The sequence below is a fragment of the Lentimicrobiaceae bacterium genome, assembly GCA_020636745.1.
Taxonomy (GTDB): Bacteria; Bacteroidota; Bacteroidia; order Bacteroidales; family Lentimicrobiaceae; genus Lentimicrobium.
In genome coordinates this window covers 18,300-39,592 of record JACJXH010000002.1, presented here as the reverse complement: position 1 = coordinate 39,592, position 21,293 = coordinate 18,300, and the positions used below count along the sequence as shown (strand labels likewise).

Annotated in this window: 20 protein-coding genes; 12 read left to right on the top strand and 8 right to left on the bottom strand. The window is 40.6% G+C overall.

The genetic code is table 11. The annotated features are described in order from the left end of the window. Positions 1-118 precede the first annotated feature (118 nt). The 10 genes from H6541_03055 (at position 119) to H6541_03010 (ending at position 10,238) form a co-directional block, all read left to right on the top strand. The gene (locus H6541_03055) at positions 119-1,123 is read left to right on the top strand and encodes a DUF4837 family protein (GenBank protein ID MCB9014748.1); all 1,005 of its coding nucleotides are present in this window, start codon (positions 119-121) and stop codon (positions 1,121-1,123) included. Positions 1,124-1,249: 126 nt separating this feature from the next. Further along, entirely contained in the window at positions 1,250-1,861 is a 612-nt protein-coding gene (locus tag H6541_03050; GenBank protein MCB9014747.1) for a TetR/AcrR family transcriptional regulator, read from the top strand. Continuing rightward, positions 1,858-3,135: a TolC family protein gene (locus H6541_03045; protein MCB9014746.1), complete on the top strand. Its 1,278-nt coding sequence runs from the start codon at positions 1,858-1,860 to the stop codon at positions 3,133-3,135. Before H6541_03050 ends, H6541_03045 begins: the two co-directional genes overlap by 4 nt. Before the next feature lie 33 nt (positions 3,136-3,168). Then, positions 3,169-4,059 carry an HlyD family efflux transporter periplasmic adaptor subunit gene (locus H6541_03040; protein ID MCB9014745.1) on the top strand — a complete coding sequence of 297 codons (891 nt, stop codon included), beginning with the start codon at positions 3,169-3,171 and terminating at the stop codon, positions 4,057-4,059. A gap of 40 nt (positions 4,060-4,099) precedes the next feature. Continuing rightward, positions 4,100-4,588, top strand: coding sequence for a DUF2147 domain-containing protein (locus H6541_03035; protein ID MCB9014744.1), 489 nt, complete (start codon positions 4,100-4,102; stop codon positions 4,586-4,588). Positions 4,589-4,595: 7 nt separating this feature from the next. Beyond that, positions 4,596-5,537 carry an ABC transporter ATP-binding protein gene (locus H6541_03030; protein MCB9014743.1) on the top strand — a complete coding sequence of 314 codons (942 nt, stop codon included), beginning with the start codon at positions 4,596-4,598 and terminating at the stop codon, positions 5,535-5,537. Between the two features lie 62 nt (positions 5,538-5,599). Further along, complete coding sequence (locus H6541_03025) at positions 5,600-6,334, top strand: ABC transporter ATP-binding protein (GenBank protein MCB9014742.1); 735 nt, start codon at positions 5,600-5,602, stop codon at positions 6,332-6,334. A gap of 11 nt (positions 6,335-6,345) precedes the next feature. Beyond that, entirely contained in the window at positions 6,346-7,440 is a 1,095-nt protein-coding gene (locus H6541_03020; protein MCB9014741.1) for an ABC transporter permease, read from the top strand. 15 nt (positions 7,441-7,455) lie between these two features. Further along, positions 7,456-8,562 (top strand): ABC transporter permease, encoded by a 1,107-nt coding sequence (locus tag H6541_03015; GenBank protein ID MCB9014740.1) that lies wholly within the window; start codon positions 7,456-7,458, stop codon positions 8,560-8,562. 236 nt (positions 8,563-8,798) lie between these two features. Beyond that, complete coding sequence (locus tag H6541_03010) at positions 8,799-10,238, top strand: transporter substrate-binding domain-containing protein (GenBank protein ID MCB9014739.1); 1,440 nt, start codon at positions 8,799-8,801, stop codon at positions 10,236-10,238. Between the two features lie 12 nt (positions 10,239-10,250). On the opposite strand, the gene H6541_03005 is transcribed toward H6541_03010, so the two are convergent. Next, positions 10,251-11,273, bottom strand: a complete 1,023-nt coding sequence (locus H6541_03005) for an NAD-dependent epimerase/dehydratase family protein (protein ID MCB9014738.1) — start codon at positions 11,271-11,273, stop codon at positions 10,251-10,253. A 130-nt stretch (positions 11,274-11,403) separates the two neighbouring features. Here H6541_03005 and H6541_03000 point away from each other — a divergent pair, with 130 nt between their 5' ends. Continuing rightward, positions 11,404-12,693: a tyrosine--tRNA ligase gene (locus tag H6541_03000; protein MCB9014737.1), complete on the top strand. Its 1,290-nt coding sequence runs from the start codon at positions 11,404-11,406 to the stop codon at positions 12,691-12,693. 101 nt (positions 12,694-12,794) lie between these two features. On the opposite strand, the gene H6541_02995 is transcribed toward H6541_03000, so the two are convergent. After that, positions 12,795-13,358: a phosphoribosylglycinamide formyltransferase gene (locus tag H6541_02995; protein MCB9014736.1), complete on the bottom strand. Its 564-nt coding sequence runs from the start codon at positions 13,356-13,358 to the stop codon at positions 12,795-12,797. Positions 13,359-13,471: 113 nt separating this feature from the next. Continuing rightward, the gene (locus H6541_02990; protein ID MCB9014735.1) at positions 13,472-14,134 is read right to left on the bottom strand and encodes a T9SS type A sorting domain-containing protein; all 663 of its coding nucleotides are present in this window, start codon (positions 14,132-14,134) and stop codon (positions 13,472-13,474) included. 336 nt (positions 14,135-14,470) lie between these two features. Between H6541_02990 and H6541_02985 the strand changes: the two genes are divergently transcribed. Next, positions 14,471-14,947: a hypothetical protein gene (locus tag H6541_02985; GenBank protein ID MCB9014734.1), complete on the top strand. Its 477-nt coding sequence runs from the start codon at positions 14,471-14,473 to the stop codon at positions 14,945-14,947. Positions 14,948-15,305: 358 nt separating this feature from the next. Here the strand turns inward: H6541_02985 and H6541_02980 are convergent, their stop codons facing one another. From H6541_02980 to H6541_02960, 5 genes are all read right to left on the bottom strand, one after another. Next, positions 15,306-15,653 (bottom strand): hypothetical protein, encoded by a 348-nt coding sequence (locus tag H6541_02980; protein MCB9014733.1) that lies wholly within the window; start codon positions 15,651-15,653, stop codon positions 15,306-15,308. A gap of 11 nt (positions 15,654-15,664) precedes the next feature. Then, on the bottom strand, positions 15,665-16,900 hold the full coding sequence (locus H6541_02975) for a T9SS type A sorting domain-containing protein (protein MCB9014732.1): 1,236 nt from the start codon (positions 16,898-16,900) through the stop codon (positions 15,665-15,667). Positions 16,901-16,912: 12 nt separating this feature from the next. Continuing rightward, a complete protein-coding gene (locus H6541_02970; protein ID MCB9014731.1) occupies positions 16,913-18,115 on the bottom strand; it encodes a T9SS type A sorting domain-containing protein in 1,203 nt (400 codons plus the stop codon). A 438-nt stretch (positions 18,116-18,553) separates the two neighbouring features. After that, positions 18,554-20,044 (bottom strand): T9SS type A sorting domain-containing protein, encoded by a 1,491-nt coding sequence (locus H6541_02965; protein MCB9014730.1) that lies wholly within the window; start codon positions 20,042-20,044, stop codon positions 18,554-18,556. A gap of 110 nt (positions 20,045-20,154) precedes the next feature. Further along, positions 20,155-21,087, bottom strand: coding sequence for a hypothetical protein (locus tag H6541_02960; protein ID MCB9014729.1), 933 nt, complete (start codon positions 21,085-21,087; stop codon positions 20,155-20,157). Positions 21,088-21,293 lie beyond the last annotated feature (206 nt).

Below are 21,293 nucleotides of genomic sequence, written 5' to 3'. Positions count from 1 at the left end.
TGCAAAAATGATTTCATGTCGTACTTTAGTGGTTTGAACCGGGGTTTATTAATTTTTTAACTCATTGAATAATAAACTCATCGGGCAACAGTTATAAAATCATAAACTTACCAGTAATATGAAATTCAAAAAATTATCGGGTTTCCTGCTGACTTCATTGTTGTTAGTATCGGTTTTCAGCTCATGTAAACAGAGCGACAAATCAGTAATGGCCTCCTCTACCGGAAAACCTTCCGAAGTGCTGGTTGTATGTGAAAAAGGTCTTTGGAAAAGTTCTGCAGGGGATTCTGTTCGCCGGTTTTTTGCCGGACCTGCCGTTGGCCTGCCCCAGCCCGAACCTCTTTACAAAATTGTACAGGTTGAAGAAGATGAGTTTAACCGCTTTCTGAAATCACACCGCAATGTTTTTATTATGACCATTGACAGCAGCATGGCCAAACCCCTGGTTGAACTGCGTCATGATATATGGGCCTCTCCTCAGCGGGTGGTTAAAATCAGCGGAGCCTCTATCGAAGCCATTAAAAACAGCTTTGCAGAAAGAAAAAATGAAATTCTCAACCTTTACGACAACGCTGAAATCGAGAGACTTAATAAACTTTACTCCAAATCATACAACATAAAAGCCATTGAACTGATTAAGAAAAAGTTCAACCTTTCAATGGATATTCCGGCTGATTATTATGTTGCCGTTGATAAAGACAACTTCGTTTGGTTGCGTCGCGAAGCCAACATGCTCAGCCAGGGATTGCTCATTTACAGCTATCCTTATACCGATACCGTGGCCTTCAACCCATTGAAGATACTATCCGTAAGAAACCAGTTTACTGAACTGTATGTTCCGGGGCCCAGCGATAGTTCCTACATGATTGTTGCGCCTGAATTTATTGAGCCTGTTGCCCGCACTTTAAGCCTGAAAAAAGAACTTGCCGTAGAAATTCGTGGTTTGTGGGAAGTAAAAAAGGATTTCATGGGTGGCCCTTTTATCAACTATACTTTTGTTGACAAGCAAAACAATATGGTTATCTCGCTTGACGGTTACGTTTATGCCCCGAATGAAGAAAAACGCGACCTCGTTAAACAAGTTCAGTCTATCTTATTGTCGTTCGAATTTGTTGATAAATAACATCTTACGTAGCGCACTGTAATTTTTTTCCGATTTTTTTCCGAAAAACTTGCAGTGCGTTATTTTTTGTTCTATTTTTGACCATCTGGTTAATCCTTTTAGTTAAACCACTTAGATAAACCGTAAATGTCTGAAAAAGATTCAAATACAGAACAAATTATCCTCAAAGCTGCACGGAAAGTTTTCACGCATAAGGGCTTTGACGGAGCCAGAATGCAGGAAATTGCCGATGAAGCCGGCATAAATAAAGCCTTACTACATTATTATTTCCGCAGTAAGGATAAACTGTTTGAAGCCATTTTTAAAGAAGTAATCACCACCTTTTTTCCACGTATCATATCAGTATTGACTTCTGATTTGTCTCTTTTCGAAAAAATCACACTTTTTACCGAACGCTACATCGATATTCTGACTCAAAATCCGGATATAGCCGGATTTGTTATTCATGAAGTCAGTGTAAATCCTCATCGTTTGGTTGGAAATATCAAAGAAATGGGGGCCGATATAAATCTGATTGATATCCAGTTACAGCAGGAAATTGCTGCGGGAAATATCATTCCGATAAAAGCCGGACATTTTGTAGCCAACCTTATTTCCATGTGTGTTTTCCCCGTAATTGCCCGTCCGGTGCTTATGGGAATGATGAATTATACTGATGAACAATACCAGGCATTTCTCGAAGAAAGAAAAAAGATTGTTCCACAAACCATTATTCAATCATTAAGAATCGTCCAATGAAAAAAATAAGCTTAGCAGCCATTGTATTTTTCTTTACAGGGTGTTTTGTTTCTGCACAAAAAATCAATCATATCACCCTTGACTCATGCTACCTGCTGGCAATTGAACACAATCCAACGGCGCAGCAAAGCAAACTGTATCAATCGGTGTGGGAATTGCAGGAATCGGCGCTCAACACCCATAAGTTGCCGCAGGCTTCGCTCGGCGGACAAGTTAGCTGGCAGTCTGATGTAACTTCGCTTCCCATCAGTCTTCCTAATGTTCAAATTCCTTCACTTGATAAAGACAGTTACAAACTATATCTGGATGTTAATCAGCTAATCTGGAACGGAGGAATTGTTCAGAAACAAAAAGAACTGGAAAAAGCCGGACTCCTTATCAGCCTGCAAACTGTTGAAGCGGAAAATTACCGCATGAAAGAAACTGTAAACCAGGTATACTTCAGCATTCTGCTGTTGCAGGAAAACGAAAAACTGCTCAAGCTAAGTATGTCGGAAATTCAATCGCGGCTGGGCAAAATCAGGGCAGGTGTGGCCAACGGAACCCTACTGCCTTCTAATGCAGAAGTGCTTGAAGCTGAAATCATCAAAACAGAACAATCAATTACTGAGGTTAACCATAACAAGGCAGCGGCCATTTTTCGCTTGTCGGAAATTACGGGCATCATATTAGACGAGCAAACCGAATTTGAACAACCACAGTTTAAAGACCTACCGGAACTAAACACCCGTTTAAGACCCGAATATCAGCTACTTGAGCTTCAGCAGCATAAACTCACAGCACAACAAAAAATAACAAGCCTGAAAGTAATGCCGCGCATTTCAGCTTTTGCCAGTTTGGGATACGGCAAACCCGGGTTAAATATGCTGTCAAACCAGTTTGATACCTACGCAATGGTTGGAGCCAGAGCAAGCTGGACTCTCTGGAACTGGAATGAACACAAAAAAGAAAACAGCATAATCGGCATCCAGAAAGAGATTATAGAAACACAAAAAGAAAACTTTGAGCGAAATCAGCGCATTTTGCTCAATAATCAGCATGAGGAAATTGTAAAAAACGAAACCCTGGTGGCAGCCGATTTCCGTATTGTCAAACTGCGCGAATCAGTCGTTAAATCATCGGGTGCACAACTTGAACAGGGAACAATTACTTCATCAGAATTTCTAACCGAACAAAATGCATTGACACAAGTCCGAATCAATCAGACACTTCACAGCATACAACTCCAGTATGCAAGGCTCAACTACCTGTCTACCATGGGCTTACTCAAATAAATAATAAAACAAACGCTGTATAAATATTTCAAAATGAAAACAATTCAAAAATTAATACTTCTGACAATGGTATCAGCACTCACCGTATCATGTAATCAAAACAAACAGGTTTCTGATGCCTACGGGAATTTCGAAGCGGTTGAAACCACCATTTCAAGTGAAGCCAACGGTCGGATTATATGGCTCAACCTGACTGAGGGTCAATTGCTGAAAGCAGGCGATACTGTAGGATTAATTGATACCACAGATTTGCATTACAAAAAAATACAGCTTCAGGCTCAAAAATCAGCAGTTGCAAGTAAAGCTGCCAGTATACAGGCCCAGGCAGCCATTTATCAGCAACAAAAAAGCAATCTGAAAATTGATCAAACCCGAATTGAAAACCTGTTAAAAGACCAGGCTGCCACGCCCAAACAGTATGACGATATAAAAGGAGCTGTTGAAGTGGCTGACAAACAGATAGCAGGCGTAAACTCACAATTAACCGCAGTAGCCGATGAATTAAAAGCCCTTGATGCCCAGATTGCCCAGGTTGAAGAAGCCCTGAAACGCTGCTTCCTTGTGAATAAGGTTGAAGGAACCATCCTCAACCGCTTTGCTGAAACTGGCGAAGTAACTGCCTTTGGCAAACCACTTTACAAAATTGCCAACCTCAAGACCATGGACCTAAGAGTTTACATTAGTGGCAATATGCTGGCTCAGGTAAAAACAGGGCAAAAGGCAAAAGTAATGATTGATGAAGCAGACGGAATGAGCGAGCTTGAAGGAGTGGTCACCTGGATTTCGCCTATGGCTGAGTTTACACCTAAAATCATTCAAACCCGTGAAGAAAGAATAAACCTTGTGTATGCAGTAAAACTGAGTGTTGAGAATGACGGACGCCTTAAAATTGCCATGCCAGCTGAAGTAGTTTTCATCAAATAGATTATCTTCGGTTCATATTCACCCATTAACCTATGTACACATGAAACAGATTTTAATTTTTGCAATACTGGCTGTTGCGCTTTCAGTTCCATCAGTTACCAGGGCACAAAACAGCAAAGCCGACAGGATTGTTGGCATTTATTTGACTTATGACGACGAAACAGGTAAGGAAAAGTCACAGGTAAACATTCACAAAACCAGCAATGGGAAATATGTGGGTGAAATTGTATGGCTTAAAGAACCCAAAGACCCTAATGGTAAAGAAAAGCTTGACAAAAACAATCCTGAGTCCAGGCTGAAGTCACGGAAAATTATAGGACTTCAGATTTTAAAGGATTTTACTTACGATGCCAGTGAAGATGAATGGAGCGAAGGCACCATTTACAATCCAAGTAGTGGCAAAACTTATAGCTGTTATATGAAATTTGAAAGCGCCAAATCGCTCAAAATCAGGGGATACATCGGAAAAGCCTGGATGGGACTGGGAAAAACAGCGGTATGGACAAAAGAAGATGCCATCAGAAAATAACAAAATCATGTCGGATCTGGCAATTAGTTGTAATGGAATAAGCAAACGCTATGGTAACACACTGGCGCTTGATAATCTGAGCTTTTCGGTAAAAAGAGGAGAAATTTTCGGCTTTATCGGTCCTGATGGAGCCGGAAAAACCTCCCTCTTTAGAATTCTCACTACCCTGTTGCTTCCCGATGCAGGTCAGGCCTCAGTTGAAGGTTATGATGTTGTAAAAGATTACAAAAAGCTCAGGAATATACTGGGTTATATGCCTGGCAAGTTCTCACTTTATCAGGATTTGACAGTAGAGGAAAACCTTCGTTTTTTTGCGGGTATTTTCAAAGCCGATATTAAAGCCAACTATCATCTGATAAGTGAAATTTACGATCAGATTGCCCCTTTTGCTCATCGCCGGGCAGGCAAGTTATCGGGAGGAATGAAACAAAAACTGGCGCTCTCGTGCGCACTTATACACAAACCGGTGGTGCTGGTACTTGACGAACCTACCACAGGAGTTGATGCTGTTTCGCGCCGCGAATTCTGGGAAATGCTGATTCGCCTGAAAAAAGAGGGCATCACCATCATTGTAGCCACCCCTTATATGGATGAAGCTATGTTATGCGACAGGGTGGCGCTGGTTCAGCACGGAAAAATTCTGGCCACCGATGCACCCGCAGCTATCATCAATGCTTTTCCCTGGCAATTGTTCCGCATACATCATAGCAATACCTTAAGCCTGCTGGGCAAACTGAAGCAACATCCCAAAATTCACAGTGCCGATATGTTTGGCGAATTTGTTCATGCCACCGCTGAAACCGGGAAACTAAGTACGGAAGAAATCAGTGCCTTTCTTGAGAATGAAGGGTTGGGGCAACCGCAGGTAAGTGAATCCGAACCTGATATTGAAGACTGTTTTATTGATCTGATGCGCATGCACGTTCAATCAGATAAAACTCCTGCATGAGGCTGAATTCCTGAAATCCGGTATTAATTTAAACTTACTTTCAAAATATCACTCAATATAAAATGAAACCAACCCACGCCATTGAGGCTGAAAACATGGTTAAAAAATTTGGCAGTTTTGTAGCCAACGATCACCTGACATTCTCTGTTGACAAGGGTGAGATTTTTGGTTTTCTGGGTGCAAATGGCGCCGGAAAAACCACAGCCATCAGGATTTTATGTGGTTTATCAAAGCCGACATCAGGAAAAATCAGGGTGGCTGGTTTTGATGTTTTTACTGAAACAGAAAGCATAAAACGTCGCATAGGATATATGAGCCAGCGTTTTTCGCTTTACGAAGACCTCACCGTGTCCGAAAATTTTCGTTTTTATGGCGGAATATACGGCATGAAAAGGGCTGACATCAAATTAAAAACATCCGAAATGCTCAACCGGCTTGATATTTTAAAATATGAGAATACTGTAATTGCCTCTCTCCCATTAGGTATCAGACAAAAACTTGCCTTTTCGGTAGCTATCATGCATACCCCTGAAATTGTCTTTCTTGACGAACCCACCGGTGGCGTTGACCCGATAACCCGCCGTCAATTCTGGGAAATGATATATGAAGCTGCTGCATCGGGTATCACCGTTTTTGTAACAACTCATTACATGGATGAGGCTGAGTACTGCAACCGTGTTTCAATTATGGTTGATGGCAAAATTGAAGCCCTCGACACGCCCGCCAAACTTAAAGAAATGTACAGCGCTGATAATATGAATGAAGTTTTTTTGAAACTGGCCCGAAAAGCCGGATAAAATCCATAACAATGAAACGATTTATAATCAAGGAGTTCCTTCATATTTTCCGCGATGTGCGTTCAATGGTTATCCTTTTCGGGATGCCGTTGGTACAGGTTTTACTTTTCGGCTTTGCCATCACCAACGAGGTCAAAGATGTAAATGTTTCGGTGGTCGACCCTTCCAACGATATTGTTACAACCGCCATTCAGCATAAGCTGTTTGCTTCGGGATATTTTTTAAAGGGCGAAAAGCTTTTTGCGCAAAACGAAATTGAAGAAAGTTTCCGTAAGGGCCAGAATAAAATGGTGATTGTATTTGAAAGCAACTTCGCCCAAAAACTTGAGAGGGGCGAAAGACCGACCATTCAACTGATTGCAGATGCATCGGATCCCAATACAGCCAATCTGCTGGTAAGTTATGCCAGCAACATCATTTCAGGGTACAACCAAAGCCTTCTGGTTCAGGCAAACGGAGCAGTGATCATACCGGAAATCAGGATGATGTACAATCCGGCACTCAAAAGTGTTTATATGTTTGTGCCGGGTGTAATCACCATTTTGCTGATGCTGGTTTCGGCCATGATGACCTCCATTTCAATTGCCCGTGAAAAAGAGCTGGGAACCATGGAAGTGCTGCTTGTTTCGCCACTCAAGCCCTTGCATATTGTGGCAGGTAAAGTCATGCCCTATGTTTTGCTTTCCTTTATCAATGCCATTACTATTCTATTGCTGAGCTACTTTGTTTTTGGCGTGCCTGTAAAAGGCAGTCTGATACTTTTAATGGCCGAATGCATCCTGTTTATTGTTCTGGCACTTTCACTGGGCATTTTCATCTCAACAATCAGCAATAATCAGCAAACGGCCATGATGCTTTCGATGTTTGCACTGATGTTGCCTACCATCCTGCTTTCGGGATTTATATTTCCGATTGAGAATATGCCGCTGCCGCTGCAATGGTTCAGCGCCATTATGCCGCCAAGGTGGTTTATCATCATTATAAAATCAATTATGCTCAAGGGAACCGGTATCGCCTATTTCTGGAAAGAAACACTGATTCTGTTGATTATGACCACTGTATTTATTGTGGCCAGCGTAAAAAAGTTTAAAATCAGGCTGGCCTGAGTCAAATTCCACAACATGAGGACAATTTTCTACATAGTGCAGAAAGAGTTTTTGCAGGTATTCAGAAACCGCATGATGCTGCCTATCATTTTCGTTATTCCGGTGGTTCAGTTGCTCATCCTTTCCTATGCAGTAACCTTCGAAATCAAGAATATAAACCTGTACATTGTTGACAATGACAACAGCGTTAGCTCAAGAAGTTTAACTGAGCATTTCAGGTCATCACCATTTTATCACATTGTGGGACAGAGTGCCGATTCAAAAACGGCGATGGAATACCTGCACCAGGGCAAGGCTCATCAGATGCTGGTGATGCTGCCCGGCTTTGAAAAAAACCTGAACAAAGGCATTCCGGCGCATATTCAAATTGTTAACGATGCCATCAACGGTAGTTCTGCAGCCCTCATGAACGCCTATTCTGTTTCAATTATCAGTAATTTTAATCAAGATATTATCACTGAGGCAAACCCTGAGGCCGGCTCCCGCATGAAGGTAAACTGGTCGTTCTGGTTTAACCCCGAACTGGATTATAAAACGTATATGGTTCCCGGAATCCTTGTTTTACTGGTAACCATTATCGGGATGTTTTTATCAGGAATGAACCTTGTTCGTGAAAAGGAAATCGGAACCATCGAACAAATAAATGTAACCCCCATCAAGAAGTATCAGTTTATCGCCGGAAAGCTGATTCCTTTTTGGGTAATAGCACTTTTCGAGCTTGCCATCGGCCTTTTGGTCGCCCGTTTTGCATTCCACATCCCGCTTTTGGGTAATATTCTCCTCATATTTTTCATTGCATCGGTTTATCTGCTTGTGGTGATGAGCATCGGGCTTTTTATCTCAACAATCACCGACACACAGCAACAGTCAATGTTCCTTGCCTGGTTTGTACTTGTTATCTTCATTCTGATGAGCGGACTATTTACACCCGTAGAAAGTATGCCTCAATGGGCCAGAGACCTGAATGTGGTTAATCCGATTGCCTATTTTATTGCCATGATTAGAATGGTTATGTTGAAAGGCTCTGGTTTACAGCATATTTACAAGCCTCTGGGCATCCTTTTTATTTATGGAATAAGTATACTTTCGCTCTCTGTATGGCGATACCGAAAAACAACCTGATCATCTTCCCTGCACTTTTTGTCAGTTAAATCCCTTTCTGCATTTTGGGCTGAACAACACATTTATCATGCTGTAAATGAGTTGCATTCAGGTACTGGCTTAAACACAAATAGCATTTTGGCACACCGTTTGTAAGGGGGTGTGCAGATACCTCTTTATATTAATAGTGAGGCACTTAACAAAAGCCGGTTTGAAAATTACTCCAAACTGGCCATTGATTCACCAAAACAACCTGAATGCGTAAGCAAATAATATATAACTCCGTAAGTATATTTCTCCTGATGTTTATCCTGCTGGTACCCATATCCTGCTCGGTTTCATCAGGAAAATCTTTTTTTAATACAGAACTTGCCGGAGGTGTATTAAAAGACATTATCCAGCGCGGAAAAATTGTAGCACTTACCGACGACAGCCCGTTTAATTATTTTGATTTACATGGCGAACCCCGCGGCTACCAATTTGAAATGCTGCAGCAATTTGCCAATGACATGGATGTTCAGCTTGAAATTGTTGTTGAGCCCGACTACCACAAAGCATTACAATATCTGCAACAGCGAAAAGTAGACATTGTAGCCATGGATCTTCCGCCGGTAACCGATCCCCGCTATGCGATTGAACAAACCAAACCACTCTTTTATACCCGGCAGGTACTTGTGCAGCGCAAACCCGACAACTGGCGCCGCATGCACGATATGAAAACGGTTGAATCACATCTGGTCAAGAACCTGAATCAAATGGAAGGCCGGACCCTTACCCTGTCAGCACTCGTTAGGAAACAGTACTACCTCAACGATTTGCAGGATGCTACTGGCCAGAATATTCTGGTAAAAACCGATGCAACCAGAAATGTAGCAGGCCTGATAAAAGCCGTTGCATCGGGAAAAGCCGACTATACGCTCGCTTATAAAAATACAGCCAATGCTTTTGCAATGATATACAGCGATTTGGATGTAAGAACAGAAACCAGCCCTGAAATTGGCGTTGGCTGGGCCGTTCGCAAAGGAGCCGTTAACCTGCGCGAAGCCATTAACCAATGGATAGATCAGAAACAACAATCACGTGATTTTAAATATCAGTTCACAAAATATTTCGAAAATCCGCGTTATGTTCATCTTGCATTAGGTATACCCGTTAAAAAACAGGCCATTTCGGATTACGATGATATTATTAAACAGGCCACCAGAAATACAGGTTGGGACTGGCGTTTACTCTCAGCTTTAATTTATCATGAATCCAAGTTCAGAACAGATGTAACTTCACGGGTTGGCGCTTTTGGTCTGATGCAGCTTATGCCAGCAACTGCCAGAAGTTTTGGTGCACATGCCGGCTCAACAGCCCAGGAACAAATAACAGCGGGTATGCGTCTGATACAATACCTTGACAAAGAGTTTTCGAGTCGTGTTCCCGACCCTGTTGAAAGAAAAAAGTTTGTGCTTGCTGCTTACAATATTGGGTATGCCCATGTGCTGGATGCATACAATCTGGCCGTGAAGCACAACAAAAATCCCAGAATCTGGAAAGACAACGTTGAATACTGCTTATTATCGAAAGCCAATCCTGAATTTTATAACGATCCTGTAGCCAGGTATGGTCGCGTAAGCGGAAAAGAAACCCAGAAGTTTGTGAAAGATGTACTTGAAAAATATGACCAATACAGGATGATTGCAAGTGAATAGGCCTTTCAGCTTTTAATCTCCATTACTCATCATATCTCCCTTAATCAGCCGGCACGTCCGGCTGATTACTTTTTCAATAGGGGTAAACTCAAAGTTAAGCGTACAATGCAGTTTGCTGGTAGCATAATAAAAATTTCCCTTCGAAGTACGGGAAGTTTCCCTGGTAATCAATGGCTTTGACCCTGTTAACTTGCCGCGGAGCCATTCAAAACGCCAAACTATTTCCAATGCCAGATTCGGAACAGCAAACTTTGGTGCGCTTTTCCCAAATCCTTTGGCAATAAGCGTAAATATTTCACGATAGCTATAATCGCCCCCTGAAACAACAAACCGCTCATTGAACACCTGGCTCTCCATAAGCCCGGTCATAGCTCTTACCACATCCTGCACATCAACAAAGCCATTGATTCCCTTGCCATAAAACCATGAATTGCGGTAAATGGTGGTAAACATTTTAGTACTCCCCTTTTCAGGGAAACCGTAACCCAGAATAACCGAAGGGTTAACAATTACAGCCTTGAGCCCTTCGGCAGTACCGCGCCATACTTCACGTTCGCCGGCAAATTTGCTCAAAGAATATTTTGAATTGTAGGATGAGGTCCTGAACTGCGATTTTTCATCAATGATATTGCTGTTTTCGGTCCGGCCCAGAGAAGCAATTGAACTCACATGGCAAAGTTTTTCAACGCCAGCCTCGAGAGCAGCGTTAACTACATTGGCAGTACCTTCCACATTAATTTTCATCATTAACTCATGGTCGCGCGGATCAAAGGAAACAATGGCCGCACAATGGTACACCTTCTGAACGCCTTTCATAGCATCGGCCAGAGAAAAATAATCGAGTACATCGCCATCCATCCATTCAATGCGGCCGACGAGTTCATCAGGATTTGCACCCAGACTGGCAAAAATCTTACGGGTATGGCTCAGGCTCGATGGATTGTGCAGCAAAGCACGCACCGGCTCATCTGATTTAAGTAATTCGTGAAGCAGGTAAGAACCTACCAGGCCTGTGGCTCCTGTAACTAATATCATAATGCAAAGCTAAGAAAATACACAAAAGATTCAGGTTTCTGCAGTTCAGTTTTGTAATGACTGACCCTGTAATTACTTCCACCTTTGGTCAATTGAACGGATAAGCGTAAATTTGCAAAAAATCAAACCTATGAATTTTGTTGAAGAACTGAACTGGCGTGGTATGATTCACACCATGATGCCGGGAACTGAAGAGATATTGCAAAAAGAAATGATATCGGCATATGTGGGCATCGACCCCACTGCCGATTCTCTGCATATTGGTCACCTTGTTGGTGTAATGATGCTCAAACATCTGCAACGTTGCGGCCACAAACCCATTGTACTTGTTGGCGGAGCTACCGGTATGATTGGCGACCCCTCAGGAAAATCAGAAGAACGCAACCTGCTCGATGAAGCTACCCTGCGCCATAACCAGGAGTGCCTGAAAACCCAGTTGATGAAACTGCTCGATTTTGACACCAGCGATGCCAATAAAGCTGAGATGGTGAACAATTACGACTGGATGAAGGAATTTTCGTTTCTTGAGTTTATCCGCGACATTGGGAAACATATTACAGTTAACTACATGATGGCCAAGGACTCAGTAAAAAAACGCCTGACCGGTGAAGCCGGCGATGGCATGTCGTTTACTGAATTTACCTACCAGCTGGTTCAGGGTTACGATTTTTTGCATTTATATCAGCATAACAATTGCAAATTACAGATGGGCGGCTCCGATCAGTGGGGAAATATTACTACCGGTACTGAACTGATCCGCCGAAAAACGGGAGGCGAAGCATTTGCGCTTACCTGTCCGCTCATTACCAAAGCCGATGGAGGAAAATTTGGCAAAACTGAATCGGGCAATGTTTGGCTCGACCCTGCAAGAACTTCGCCCTACAAGTTTTATCAGTTCTGGTTAAACACTTCCGATGCCGATGCCGAAAAATATATCCGTATTTTCACGCTTTACGGAAAAGAAGAAATTGAGGCTATGATTGCCGAACACCTCACCGCACCACATTTGCGCGTGTTGCAAAAAGCACTGGCCAAAGACATCACTATTCGCGTGCATTCCGAAGCCGATTTTCAGGCAGCAGTAGAAGCTTCAGAAATTCTTTTTGGAAAAGGTACCGCCGAAGCCTTGCATAAACTTGATGAAGATACACTGCTTTCGGTATTTGAGGGCGTTCCTCAATTTGAAATCAGCCTTGACGAACTGAACCAGGGTATTGGCATTGTTGAACTGGTGGCTGAAAAAACAGCCATTTTCCCATCAAAAGGTGAAGCCCGCCGTATGCTGAAAGATGGCGGAGTTCAAGTAAACAAAGCCAAAGTGGGTGAAGATTTTGGCGCAAATGAACAGCACCTGCTCAGCGGGAAATATATGCTGGTTCAAAAAGGAAAGAAAAACTATTATCTATTGATTGCCCGATAGTTTATCCTGAATATCTGGGTTGGTTTATGGAGAATTCAAAAAGTTAAAAATCTGTTTTGAGTTCAGGGAGATTTGTGTGCGTATATGCGATAAACCTTCCCTTACTGAAGAAGCTTTTCGATAACTTTCGGAAAATGTTCATACTCCAGCTGATGCACCTTTTGGGCCAGACTTTCGGGCGTATCGTCAATGGTTACCGGGCATTTCACCTGTAGCAGGGTCTTACCTTTGTCATACACCTCATCTATCAGATGAATGGTTATGCCCGACTCTGTTTCACCGGCATCAATCACAGCCTTGTGAACAATCATTCCATACATCCCTTTGCCACCATAGGAAGGCAGAAGAGCGGGGTGAATATTTACAATCCGTTCACTGAAATTACGGGTAATATTTTCGGGAATCAGCCATAGAAAACCGGCCAAAACAATCAAATCAATATTACGGGCATTAAGGTCGCGAAGTATGGTTTCGGTTGCATAGAACTTTTCACGGTCAAAGAGCACCAACGGAATGCGGAGGTTGGCAGCTCTCTGAATCACAAAAGCCTTTGGGTTGTTGCAATAAATGACTTCTACCCTCGCTATGTTGCCTTTGGCAAAATAATTAGCTATATGTTCGGCATTGCTTCCGCTGCCTGAGGCGAAAATGGCAATTTTTTTCATTTGCAGGAAATTCAACTGCAAAGTTAAGGAGAAATGATGGTTCACCCTGACACAGGTGCTTTTTTTGCAGGAGCACCACATCCCGTGCCCCCGCAAAAAAATACACCATCAGGCTATTGTTTCACCCACTTCCCGCTGCCAATAATCCGGTTTGAAGCAGTAATGCGGTAAATAAACGTGCCGGGGCCAAGCTGGCTGGTTTCAACCCTTTGCAAATCACTGGTAAGGTCAGTTTCAAGCACCAGGCGACCTCCAATGTCAAACAGTTGAATATGGGCTGACTTATGCTGAATAGCCAGTTTTACCTGAAGGTAATCGCTACCCGGATTAGGAAATACTATCGCTTCCTGCGCTATCGGTTGGTCAGGATTATCAGTGCTTACAATTAAGCCTTCGGAATTGACTTTCAAAACAAAAGGATCAAAATGGCAATCAAATGGAACAGTCAGATTATCTAAAACCTCACCGGCTACCACGATATGGTGATCGCTGGTTTCAATAATATCCCGGGGCCAGTACATTCCATCTCCACCATAAAATAACTGTTCCTGGAGATCGAGGTTGAAATTCAATTTGTTTAAAACAATAAAAGTTTGTTCCATTTGACATGGGAAACCAGATTCAAGCGTATTGTACCATCCCATTACCCAGATATAATCAGATGTAACAAGTATATTTTTCCTGCCAGCTCCCGGGTATGTTGTAGAATCAGCACCACCAGGAAACCTTATTTGTCGAAGAAGTGAATCCTGCAAATTATATTCTGCAATACCCAAATCTCTTTGATCCTCTGTGATGGTCTAGTAAACTGGACGAAATTACTAACTTTAAAATTTCTGTACTATGAAAAGATCAAGAAGAACATTTAGTGCTGAATCAACCAAAGTGTATTGAAGCGATTAAAGATAAAACCTACCTCTGAGCTGGCTCAAATTTACAGATTCATCCCAACCTGATAGGTCTCTGAAGAAGGAGTTTTTGTTGAATGCCACCAAAGTATTTGATAGTGGCAAAGAAGAAACTGAACCAAATCAGAAAGCTCGAAAAGGAAAAGGAAGAACTTATTCAGCGACCAATTGACGGTGGATAATAACTGGTTAAAAAAAGGTACTATGATTCCGTTGGAAATGCCAAGGAGTAAGAAACCGGTGACAGTCGATGAGTATTCATGGTTGTTGTGCAGTACGCTTATTATAGACCCACAAAAGCTTCATGATCTTGCTTGGGATTATGCAGGAACGATACTGAAGACCAACCGAACCCAGAATGGCCAAGAGCCGAAGTTTACAATTGGTCGCTCATGTCCGGAGTTTAATGCGTATCATGCGCTTGAAAACGGTTTATTGCCTGCCACGTACAACGATATCAGATCCTTAGTACAAATACCCATATCTGTTGCGCAATCTGAAAAATTACCGACCCAATCAGGTATGGTCACTGGATATCACTACATACCTATGCCTAAAGGTGTATTGTTGGCAATCATGGATATTTATAGCCGATTTATTGTAGGCTGGAGCTTACGAATACCATGGAAGCGGAATGGTTGTAATACATTAGCGCATGGTAGCAGAATATGGCAAGCCTGAGATTATCAATTCGACCAGGGTAGCCAGTTTACCTCTGATGAATACGTGAATTTCGTGAAGGGCCGAAACAGTTCATCTATCAATGGATGGAAAAGGAGAGCCACAGATAATGTTTTGATTGAACGTCTTCCGCACCATAAAATATGATAAGATTTACTTGGGCCTGAAACTGGTGGTGAACTACACAATGTTTGTAAACAGTTTATTCATATTATACCAAAACGGACCATTCCTCTATCGGGGATGTGCGCCAAATAAGGCTTCAGGAGGTTGCATGAGTTATCAACAAATCATGGGAGTTATGGTCTGACCTCGTAATAATAACAATTATATTTGTATAAAATACTGTCCAAAAGGATTAGACCATCTTAACAGTTTCAATATATTGCCAACTCACCCCATAATCAAAGCTTACCCAAAGTTTATTATTACCATAGTTGTATAAAGCCCCGGGAGTAGCGTCTCCAATAACTTTACCAACTGTCATTTCGCTGGGTGGCGGGGTTTCTATGTTTTCGTATTTAAGTGAGATGTTTTGGCCATTGTCATTGGAATGGAAAATTGCATAATGTAAAATACTGTGGTTTTCAAGATACCATTCGCCAGAGATATAGATTTCTCCCGCAGTAGCTCCTCGGGTTATTTGAGCTTTTGCCGTTGGTGCAAAAAGAAAGGAAAGTACAAGAAAAAACACGATGTTTTTCATAACCACTCGTTTTAATCAATGATTAATAATTTATTGAACTTTGAAAAATAATTTTCGCAACTTATATTGTAAAGATAAAAACCATCCTTAACCTTAATACCATTAAAATTGGTACCGTCCCATATTTGAGTCTTTTTGCCTGAAATGTTAAAGTTTCTGATTGGCTTACCATAAATATCATAAATATTCAGCATTGGATTCCTGTAGTTTTCTGAAACATCAAATGAAATGGTAGTATAATCAGTAAATGGATTAGGATAATTTGATAATTCAATATTATCTGATACATGAGTGATTGTACCTGTTATTGTTGAGTCAAGGTCGTGGAAGAATGTGGTAAAAGTTTTCCCGTAATCATGGCTGTAATCAATATAAAGCCAAACATGGTCGCCTTCCGGATTGATACGGGCACGCATCACATAAAATGAGCCGGGTTCCCTACCTGCGGTAAATTGTAAACCCCAGTAATAAATATCGATATAATCCGATTCATATTTTTCTATCCAGGTATTACCGGTATCAACGCTGTAGAATATTTTGTAGTGCAGTTCGGGCGTCCATGAGACCAGATATATTTCACCTGGCGCTGTCCCTCTGCTGATTTCTGGAAATTGACCACTTGGTGCCCAAAATGCAACAGTACTATCAATTGGAGTTTCAATGAAACTTACACCATAATTAGTGCTAAAATGTAAATTATATCCAGTCCCTGCACTTCCTGATAGTCCATAAATTTCACCATCAAAATTGCCAACTTCTAATAAACCAACATCTATAGACTCATTTATTAATTCAAAAGACAATCCAAAATTTTCACTTCTATACAATTCTACTTGCCAAAGGGATTCATTTGTCCATGTCTTAAATACTTCTCCATTTGCAAAACCTGAGAAATAATAAAGCATTGAAAAAGGTCCATCCATAAATTGCCAACTCACCCCATAATCAAAGCTTACCCAGAGTTTATTATTACCATAGTTGTATAAAGCCCCGGGAGTAGCGTCTCCAATAACTTTACCAACTGTCATTTCGCTGGGTGGCGGGGTTTCTATGTTTTCGTATTTAAGTGAGATGTTTTTCCCATTGTCATAGGAGTGGAAGATGGCATAATGTAGATTGCTATTGTTTTCAACATACCATTCGCCGGAGATAAAGAGTTCGCCAGATACAGCACCCCGAGTTATTTGAGCCTTTGCCGTTGGTGCAAAAAGAAAGGCAAGCAAAAGAAATAATACAATGCTTTTCATAACCACCCGTTTTTAATCAATGATTAATAATTTATTGAACTTTGAAAAATAATTTTCGCAACTTATATTGTACAGATAAAAACCATCCTTAACCCTAATGCCATTGCTATTGGTACCGTCCCATATTTGAGTCTTTTTGCCTGAAATGTTAAAGTTTCTGATGGGCTTACCATAAATATCATAAATATTCAGCATTGGGGTCCGGTAGTTCTCTGAAACATCAAATGAAATGGTGGTATAATCAGTAAATGGATTAGGATAATTTGATAATTCAATATTATCTGATACATGAGTGATTGTACCTGTTATTGTTGAGTCAAGGTCGTGGAAGAATGTGGTAAAAGTTTTCCCGTAATCATGGCTGTAATCAATATAAAGCCAAACATGGTCGCCTTCAGGATTGATACGGGCACGCTTCACATAAAATGATCCTGGTTCCCTTCCGGCGGTAAATTGTACACCCCAGTAATAAATATCGATATAATCCGATTCAAAATGTTCAGTCCAGGTATTTCCGGTATCAGCGCTATAAAATATTTTGTAGTGCAGTTCGGGTGTCCAGGAGATCAGATAAATTTCACCAGGTGATGTCCCCCGACTTAATTGAGGGTACTGGCCACTGGGAGACCAAAAAGCTATAGTGCTATCTATTGGAATTTCTGTGCATGTATTAGCATAATCTAGAGTATGATTTAAGAATAAACCAATACCGATATCTCCATTAATACCATAAAATTCTCCTTGATTATAACCAGGTTCTCGAATTGGACAATTTATGGGATTTGTAATAATTGCGAAACTACTTCCATAATCATTGCTTATTGAGAGTTCTGCTCCAATTCGTCTCAAAATTGTTCCACTATTTTGGCCACTCAAATAATTGGTATTGCCTAAATGTTCTCTGTACGTCCAACTCTCCCCATAATCAAAACTCACCCACAATTCATAATTACCATAATTGTATATTGCCCCGGGAGTAGCGTCGCCAATAACATTACCAACTAGCATTTCGCCGGGTATGTTTTGGTATTTAAGTGAGATGTTTTTCCCATTGTCATAGGAGTGGAAGATGGCATAATGTAGATTGCTATTGTTTTCAACATACCATTCGCCGGAGATAAAGAGTTCGCCAGATACAGCACCCCGCGTTATTTGAGCCTTTGCCGTTGGTGCAAAAAGAAAGGAAAGTATAAGAAAAAACACAATGTTTTTCATAACCACTCGTTTTTAATCAATGATTAATAATTTATTGAACTTTGAAAAATAATTTTCGCAACTTATATTGTACAGATAAAAACCATCTTTAACCCTAATGCCATTGCTATTGGTACCGTCCCATGTTTGGTTTTTTTTGCCTGAAATGTTAAAGTTTCTGATTGGCTTACCAAAAATATGATAAAATCTTAATAATTGTCCACTCTATAATGTATAGTTATGGGAGCTTGAACCGGTCTTCAGGAAGTCTATATTTATATATTTATATATTTCATATTATATTTCATTTATTCATTGATTTTTAATTTAAGAACACAAATATAACAACAATATTGTGCATGTTTGGCTGAAAGTGAATTAAATAGTTATTACGTAAGAAAGTGAAAGGGACACGAAATATCGTGCCCCCGCAAAAAAATACACCATCAGGCTATTGTTTCACCCACTTCCGCTGCCAATAATCCGGTTTGAAACAGTAATGCGGTAAATAAACGTGCCGGGGCCAAGCTGGCTGGTTTCAACTCTTTGCAAATCACTGGTAAGGTCAGTTTCAAGCACCAGGCGACCTCCAATGTCAAACAGTTGAATCTGGGCTGACTTATGCTGAATAGCCAGTTTTACCTGAAGGTAATCGCTACCCGGATTAGGAAATACGATCGCTTCCTGCGCTATCGGTTGGTCAGGATTATCAGTGCTTACGATTAAGCCTTCAGCATTGACTTTCAAAACAAAAGGATCAAAATGGCAATCAAATGGAACAGTCAGATTATCTAAAACCTCACCGGCTACCACGATATGGTGATCGCTGGTTTCAATAATATCCCGGGGCCAGTACATTCCATCTCCACCATAAAATAACTGTTCCTGGAGATCGAGGTTGAAATTCAATTTGTTTAAAACAATAAAAGTTTGTTCCATTTGACATGGGAAACCAGATTCAAGCGTATTGTACCATCCCATTACCCAGATATAATCAGATGTAACAAGTATATTTTTCCTGCCAGCTCCCGGGTATGTTGTAGAATCAGCACCACCAGGAAACCTTATTTGTCGAAGAAGTGAATCCTGCAAATTATATTCTGCAACGCCCAAATCTCTTTGAACGCCTACATCTTCTATAAAGGCACCTGACAATAGATATGTCGAATCGTCTTTTTTACCAATTTTTGTTTGAGAAAAGAAATCATTATCTGGCATAACGACTTCAACGTTTGTTAAATCATAACTTATATTCGCAACCGGGTTCCATGGGTACATTGTAAGGTTAAATACACAGTAATTGACTTTTACCAACTCATTGATTTCGTCTATTATAAGGCTTGAAGGAGCTCTGTAAATACTGTCATCCGGCTTGTAAAAAACGAAACTGTCACTCAATAGGTCAGCCTTAATTAATGAGTAGTTTTCTCTCGGTGATGTATGGTATTTGAAAAAAGATAAAATATAAGCAGTGGTATCACCAACTATTTCAAAATCCCAGGGAGAATTTGCACTTTCCGACCACATACCATAGTTTCGCCTTTCTACAATATTCATTTGATTATCAATGGTATGAATAAATACTTTATTGAATGTTTTATGGCTGGACACTGAGTCTTCATAACCCGCTAAAAAGTAGCGTCCTGTTGTTAATGGAGAATTTATTAATTCTGCAAAACGCGAATTTCCATTTACCAAATCATAGGTTTTGGCGCTAACGAATTCACCATTATTGGAAATTCTCATCATCGTCCCAATTTCTGCTCCACTACCGGGATTAGGCCATATAACACCACAAAAAATCAGATGGTTGTCGTCAGTTTCTATAATACTGTATATGTGTGTATCATCAGGTGAAATATATTTCTTTAAAAATGTTTCCTGAGCCTTGACCGCTTGTAAAAAAAAGAGAAATAATAGCGTTGTAATGAACAAAGAGTTGTGTTTCATTTTGTAAATTATTCAAATGTCGGATTAATTGAGGTGAACTTAATTTTTGCCTGGAGGTTTCAAAACAACATCCAGGAGCTATAATTATAGCTCCTGGATGTATTGTGAATTTAGTTGGGGTTACTTCCAATATTTACACCGTATTTTAATTCATAGGTATAAAAGTTATTGCCTGAACCAACAATGCAATTATTTATGACATTAACAGTAATAAATGTTTTGTTCGCAGGCTTATTTATGTTTTTAATATAATCCCACTTGCTCAGGTAGTAGTTTAATTCACCGGGGCTAAGGCAATTATTAGAATGATTCTCATTTTCAACCCACATCATATAATAACCGTATGGATTATCATCTGTTTCATAGTCAATAGCATGGGCAGATACAGTACTAACCGAGACATAATAACCGGGGATAGTTTCTGCAAATGTAAAATGATACTCAAGTTCAGTGGTGGCATCGCGGCCAATGCATTGTCCTTCATACATATCACACTTTCCCTGTAGTCCTCCGCTTGTCCAATAATCATCAGTCGCAAACCCAATATAAGTTGGTGTGGTACCAGGAAGGCCACCTGAAAGTGCAACTATAAGTTGCTTGCCACTGCTCTTATGTTCTGGCTCAATTAACTGAAGGTCTATAACATTGAAGGTATAGTCAGGATTTCCGTTCTGCTGAACCACGGCTTGGGTAAGCTCATTCACCGATGCATAAAGCTGTTGAAGGCCTTCATAGCTTATATCTCCATTGCTTGCTGGCCATACCAATGTATCGTATAAAAACTCAATCTGAATGAATTCATGGGTATTATTAGCCTGCTCATAATTTAACAAGCCTTCCAGATACCATTCAGCACTGTCGGCAGGCAAGGTTTCGCCACTTTTTAATTGCAGGTTTTGTTTAAATATTTGCAATTGCCTGGTTATTTTGGCAACTTCGTTTTTTGTTGATTCGTCTTTTATTTCTGCTTTATCTTTCTGGCACGATGTAAACACAAAGACACATAATAAGAAAAGAGTTAAGAAATGCTGTAATTTTTTCATCAGTAAATAATTTTAATTTTAAAGGTCTGATGGAACCCTCATGTTTGAAAACTAATTTCATATGTGTTAGCGAACGCAATTCATGTGGGTTTCATGATAGTAATTTATTGTTGATAAAAGTATTTATTAATGTCCGCTTGAATCTGCTTAACTAAGGCGGCTTGAACCGGTCTTCGTAAAATTCATATATATATTGCATATTATAT